5 protein-coding genes are annotated in these 5,885 nt (G+C 68.2%); 2 read left to right on the plus strand and 3 right to left on the minus strand.

The annotated features are described in order from the left end of the window. Positions 1 to 233 precede the first annotated feature (233 nt). Both WA805_RS23680 and WA805_RS23685 read right to left on the minus strand, forming a co-directional pair. Positions 234 to 896, minus strand: a complete 663-nt coding sequence (locus tag WA805_RS23680; RefSeq protein ID WP_422338386.1) for a response regulator — start codon at positions 894 to 896, stop codon at positions 234 to 236. Continuing rightward, positions 893 to 2,077: a sensor histidine kinase gene (locus tag WA805_RS23685; RefSeq protein ID WP_422338387.1), complete on the minus strand. Its 1,185-nt coding sequence runs from the start codon at positions 2,075 to 2,077 to the stop codon at positions 893 to 895. The genes WA805_RS23680 and WA805_RS23685 overlap by 4 nt, the downstream gene beginning before the upstream one ends. A 257-nt stretch (positions 2,078 to 2,334) precedes the next feature. Here WA805_RS23685 and WA805_RS23690 point away from each other — a divergent pair, with 257 nt between their 5' ends. Further along, entirely contained in the window at positions 2,335 to 2,787 is a 453-nt protein-coding gene (locus WA805_RS23690) for a hypothetical protein (protein WP_422286385.1), read from the plus strand. Between the two features lie 630 nt (positions 2,788 to 3,417). Here WA805_RS23690 and WA805_RS23695 read toward each other — a convergent pair. Then, positions 3,418 to 4,173: a TetR/AcrR family transcriptional regulator C-terminal domain-containing protein gene (locus WA805_RS23695; RefSeq protein ID WP_425243435.1), complete on the minus strand. Its 756-nt coding sequence runs from the start codon at positions 4,171 to 4,173 to the stop codon at positions 3,418 to 3,420. 282 nt (positions 4,174 to 4,455) lie between these two features. Between WA805_RS23695 and WA805_RS23700 the strand changes: the two genes are divergently transcribed. After that, positions 4,456 to 5,885, plus strand: a 1,430-nt coding sequence (locus WA805_RS23700; RefSeq protein WP_425243436.1) for an aldehyde dehydrogenase family protein, incomplete at its 3' end; no start/stop codon positions are given.

Genomic DNA, 5,885 nt, shown 5'->3' on the forward strand with positions numbered 1-5,885 from the left:
AAGATCGCTGGTCTGCTGCCCGGTCGACCTGATCTGCATCTGGCGGTCGGCGATACGGCGTTGCTGGATTGCTGTTCAGGAGAAGATGTTGTCCGGTCTCAGCGCAGGTTCTGGCTGTCTGGTGCCATCGTCGCTTCTCGCCTTTGTTTAGCCGGGCGGTTCAGAACCTGACCTGGATCGCTTCTGTGTGCGGGCTCTGGCCTCAGCGGAAACGAGGGTTGCTGCTAACGGGGTTATTGGGCGCCGGGTTGGATGAGGCCGGTTTCGTAGGCGAGGATGACAAGCTGGGTCCGGTCCCTGGCGCCGAGTTTTGCGAGCAGGCTGGCAACATGGGATTTGACGGTGGTAGTGGCAAGCACTAGTGCCTGGGCGATTTCCTGGTTTGACAGGCCGCGGGCGACGAGTTTGAGCACGTCAAGTTCGCGGGCGGTGAGCTGGTCCAGGCGGCGTTGCTGGTCTGGCGCGGGGGTGCGGGTTTGCTGGGCGTAGTGCTCGATCAGGCGCCGGGTAATGGGAGGGGACAGCAGCGCGTCTCCGGCCGCGGCGATGCGGACGGCGGCCAGGAGCTGGTCCGCGGGCGCGGTCTTGAGCAGGAATCCGCTGGCCCCGCTGTGCAGGGCTTCGAAGACATACTCGTCGAGATCGAAGGTGGTGAGAATCACGACTCGCGGCGCGAGATTCCGGGCCGTTAGCTCGCGGGTAGCCTGCAGGCCGTCCAGTTCGGGCATGCGGATATCCATCAGCACCACGGCTGGCCGCAGTCGGGCTGAGAGGGTGAGCGCTTCCCGGCCGGTGGTTGCTTCTCCGACGACTTTGATGCCGGGTTCGGATTCCAGGATCATCCGGAATCCCGTCCGGACGAGTTCTTGATCATCGGCCAGCAGGACGTCGATCATGCGCGGGACGTCTCGAACGGCAGGGTGGCCTGGACTTGGTACCCGGCGGGCTGACGTGGCCCCGCGTGCAGGCTGCCGCCGTAGAGCGTGGCGCGCTCGCGCATTCCTACCAGTCCGTGGCCATGCCCCGTTGCGCTGCTTTTATCCGGCGAAGTGCCGTCGTCGGTGATGGCCAGCTCGATCGCGCAGGGCCGGTACTTTACGTGTACGTCAGCGTGCCCGGCCTGGGCGTGCTTGAGAGTATTGGTGAGCGCTTCCTGCACGATCCGGTAGGCGGAAAGATCGACGCCGGCGGGCAGCGGGCTCGGCGGGGTCCCGTCGACGGTCAGGGTGACCGGCAGGCCGGCGGCGCGGACCTGTTCGATCAGGTCGTCCAGGCGCGCGAGGCTGGCTGGCGGCGACAGCGCAGGTTCTTCGTTCTGGCGCAGGATGCCGAGCAGCCGGCGCATCTCATCGACGGTCTGGCGGCCGACCGTCTCGATCGTCCCGAGGGCATCTCGGACCGGCTGCTGGTCGCCCGCCAGCACGCGGTTGGCCGCGGTGGCCTGGATGACCATCACGCTGACATTGTGCGCCACGACGTCGTGCAGCTCCCGGGCGATCCGCGCGCGCTCAGTCGCGATCGCCAGGCGGGCGCGCTCCTCGCGTTCCTCTACCAGCTGCGCGGTCACGTCCTCGAGTTCCCCGGTGCGCCGCCGCAGGGTGCGGATGATCCGGCCGATCACCCAGGCCAGCACGAACGCCACCGCCGCCTGGACATTGTTCGCTAGCGTCTGCCAGCCCGATAGGCCGAAAGCCAGCGCGACTACGGCGATCAGGGGTACCAGCAGGAAGGTGCGGCGCCCCCGCACGTGAGCGCCGACTGAGTAGCAGCAGATCATCAGCGCGATGGCCGGCTCTAGCGGGGGCTGACGCGGAGCGATCAGGCCCGTCAGGGCCACTACCACCGCCAGCGTCGCCAGCAGCGCCGGGAACGGGTACCGCACCCGCCACAACAGCGGCACGGCTGCGAGCACCGCCAGGACACTGGACAACACCCGCGGCCCGCCCCACCCGTTGGCCACCGGGTTGCTCAGCCAGATTTCGACCCACGCCTCGGCGGCGAGCGCGACCACCAGCGCCGCACCGGCAGCCCGCCGCACGCGGGCATTGCGGGTAATCCGGCTAATGTCGCGGAACATGCTCTCACGGTAAGCCCGCGGGCATCTCGGGTGCCTCCTTCTCCAGACGTGATACGCCGACGCGTGTCTCCTCCCGCGGGAGGAGACACAGCCGGTCTGAAGATAGGTCTGCAGGCTGGGATAACTCCGTTCGCCCGGGCGAAGACACGCCGGTCCGGTCTCCCTAGCGTCGACATCGCAGTCAGGCACGCACCAGGAAGGAAGAGACCATGAACAAGAAAGTAGCCGCGACGCTGGCGGGCGCAGGAGCAGTGGCCGTGGCGGGAACATTCGCCCTAGCAGGCGCTGCGGCCCCGAGTCAGGCCGCGGCCTCAACGCAGCAGGCCGCCCACCCCCGCACCGTCACGGTCTACCTTAGGGGCGGCACCGGCACGGCCCTCAACTTGTCCGGCAAGCCCGGCGGGATCGGTGATCTCACCATTCTCAACCAGCCTGCCTACGCTCGCTCCGGCGGCGGCAACCGCATCGGCAGCGGTGTGGTGACTATCATCTCGGTGTCGAAAACCCAGGCGCAGCTCCACGCAGACCTGATCCTGCCCGGCGGGACCATCGACGTGGCCGGCGTGGAACAGCAGAGTAACCCCTTCACCCTCGCGGTCACCGGCGGCACCGGCACTTATCAAGGCGCGCGGGGGGAAGTGACCGTCAAGCTGCTGCCCGGCAGCGCGCAGGCCAACCCAGCCGCCCTGACCGTCTACCTCGACTCTTAAAAGGTCACGGACCAGCCGGGCGGGGCAGCGGGGGTGACAGCCGTGCGGGGAAAGCGCGGCAATGCGGTCTGGCGGATCCCGCCCCACGAGGCCGGATCCGCCAGACCGCCTTATGACACGACGGGATTTTGGCCGGCCGCCCGGACTCGCCAGACACCGGCAGACCCGTCCCCAGGACAGATCACGCGCTCAGTTCACCGCGACTGCTCCGGCTGATCTTCATCCGTCCTTGCTCTGCCCAGCAGCACCTATTCCCGGGAGACATGAACCCGGGCGCACGCCGTGCTCCGGCCCTCCGCGCCGCGGCCGGGCCTGAGCCATCACCAGGACGCGTGACGAGCCGGAACCTGCCGGTCTCCTGGACCAGCACCCACCCTGACATAGCCGCACCTCCCGAGAGGCTCAAGCCGATGAGCGATGAACCGTCGGTCACAGACCTTATGGCACGCGCGAGAAACCGCGACAAGCAAGCGCGGGACACGCTCGTCGAGCGGTACGCCCCGCTGATCTGGTCCATCTGCCGCAGGCACCGCCGGCGCTGTGCGAGGTAGCCAGGCAGGGACCGCATCATCGGCTGGCCGCCGTCGGCGACGTGGGCCGGGACGGCACGATCATCCGGGAGAGGTGGTGCTAGCGGCCGCGCTGACGATCATCGGCCGGGGGGCCGGGGCGCGGCTGCGCGGCCGGGCGGGGGGTCAGCGAGTCGGTTAGGCCGGTGAGGAGGATATCCAGGCCGCGCTCGAGTTCGGTGGCGCCGTCGTAGGAGGCCAGGGCGGGGGCCAGGCTGCGCAGCAGGGGGAATTCGCGGATCGGCAGCCGGTACAGGCCCAGCCGCAGCAGGTCGTCGGTTTCGTCCGGGTTCTCGATGAGTTCCTGCAGCTCGTTGAGGACGTGGCCGTGCAGGAATCCGAACAGGGCCCGGTAGATGTGCAGGGCGTCGGGTCCGCTGAACCCGGCGCGGGTGAGCAGGGTCAGGATGTCCTCGAGCGGGCGCAGGGTGCCGGGGGGGCGGAGCCCGAGTGGGGTGGCCAGCGGGCGGGTGACCAGCAGCGGCACCACGTTCGGGTGGGTCAGTGCCAGCGCGCGGTAGCCGCGGGCCACGGCACGCAGCTGCCCGGCCCAGTCAGGATCGGCCGGGTCCACCTTGAGCTGGGCGAGGACCATCTCGGCTACGCCGTCGAGCAGGGCTGCCTTATTCGGCGCATGCCGGTACAAGATCATCGGATCCCGGCCCAGGACGCGGGCGAGCCTGCGCATGGACAGCCCGCCCACCCCGTCCCGGTCGATCAGCTCCAGCGCGGCGGCCAGCACGACATCGCGGGTAATCCTGCCATTCGGATTCGCGCTAGCGTCGCCGTCATCACGGTCGGCTGGCGGTGGCGCCATGCGGTAACACCTTTCCCTCCGGGCCGGGCAGATAGAAACGAATTGTAGCTCTACGGTGTAGTTCGTCCGCGGCGCCACGGCCGGCGGAAGCTGCCATCTCCCAGGCCGCCGGCGGCGCTCCTGCGCAGCCGCATGCCGGGAAATGCCGGTCCACCAGCTTGGCATCCCACTGTCAACGTTGTAGGTTGATGATGTAGGTCTACAACGTAGACATGCGCTGTAACGTGCTGGCTGGCCGCGATCCTTGGCTGCCCACCGCGCAACCAAGGGAGAAGAGCATTCATGACTGTAACCCTGGACCGGAATGTCGAAAACTTCATCGGCGCCCGTCGTCAGCTATTCATCAACGGGCAGTGGGTCGACGCCGCGTCCGGCAAGACGTTCGAGACTCCCAACCCGGCGACCGGTGAGACCCTCGCCCACATCGCTGAAGGAGACGCCGAAGACATCGACCGCGCGGTGCGGGCGGCACGCAGGGCGTTCGAGGACGGCCCGTGGAGCAGGATGACCCCGTCCGAGCGCGGGCGGATCATCTGGCGGATCGGCGATCTCATCCTCGAGCACGTCGACGAGCTCGCCCAGCTGGAGTCGCTGGACAACGGCAAGCCGTTCGGCGTGGCGCAGGCCGCCGATGTGCCGCTGGCTGCGGACCTGTTCCACTACATGGCCGGCTGGGCCACCAAGATCGAGGGCAACACGATCAACATCTCGGTACCCTACATGCCGGGCGCCAACTTCCACTCCTACACGCTGCGCGAGCCGCTCGGCGTGATCGGGCAGATCATCCCGTGGAACTTCCCGCTGCTGATGGCCGCCTGGAAGCTCGGCCCGGCGCTGGCCACCGGTAACTGCGTGGTCCTCAAGCCGGCCGAGCAGACACCGCTGACAGCGCTGCGGCTCGCGGAACTGATCGCTGAGGCAGGCGTGCCCGAGGGCGTGGTGAACGTGGTGCCCGGCTTCGGCGAGACCGCCGGCGCAGCCCTGGCCGCGCACAATGATGTCGACAAGGTGGCCTTCACCGGTTCCACCGAGGTCGGCAAGCTGATCGTCGCGGCTTCGGGGGCCAGCAACCTGAAGAAGCTGACCCTGGAGCTGGGCGGCAAGAGCCCCAACATCGTCTTCGACGACGCCGACGATGATGCGATCGCGGGCGCCGCCAACGCGATCTTCTTCAACCACGGGCAGTGCTGTGTCGCCGGCTCACGGCTGTTCGTCCAGCAGGGCCGCTTCGACGAGGTCGTCGACGGCGTCGCCGACATCGCCAAGTCGATCAAGATGGGACCGGGGATGGAGCCGGGGACGCAGATGGGCCCGCTGGTCTCCGACGAGCAGTTCCGCCGGGTGACCGGCTACCTGGAGTCCGGGAAGTCCGACGGCGCCACCGCGCTGGCGGGCGGCGGCCGGTTCGGCGACCGCGGCTACTTCGTCGAGCCCACCGTGCTGACCAATACCCGCCCCGACATGAAGGTCGTCCGCGAGGAGATCTTCGGTCCCGTCCTGGTCGCCTCGCCGTTCACCGACCTGGACCAGATCGCCGGCATCGCCAACGACAGCGAGTACGGACTCGGCGCGGGCATCTGGACCCGCGACATCTCCAAGGCCCACGCCCTGGCCAAGAAGATCCGGGCCGGCACCGTCTGGATCAACTGCTACAACGTGTTCGACGCGGCACTGCCGTTCGGCGGATACAAGCAGTCCGGCTGGGGCCGTGA

It is taken from the genome of Trebonia sp. (assembly GCF_049794275.1).
GTDB lineage: Bacteria > Actinomycetota > Actinomycetes > Streptosporangiales > Streptosporangiaceae > Trebonia.

Bases quoted from the DNA above. Each gene is read 5' to 3' on its own strand.
- WA805_RS23680 (WP_422338386.1), bottom strand. From the start codon at position 896: ATGATCGACGTCCTGCTGGCCGATGATCAAGAACTCGTCCGGACGGGA.
- WA805_RS23695 (WP_425243435.1), bottom strand. From the start codon at position 4,173: ATGGCGCCACCGCCAGCCGACCGTGATGACGGCGACGCTAGCGCGAAT.
- WA805_RS23685 (WP_422338387.1), bottom strand. From the start codon at position 2,077: ATGTTCCGCGACATTAGCCGGATTACCCGCAATGCCCGCGTGCGGCGG.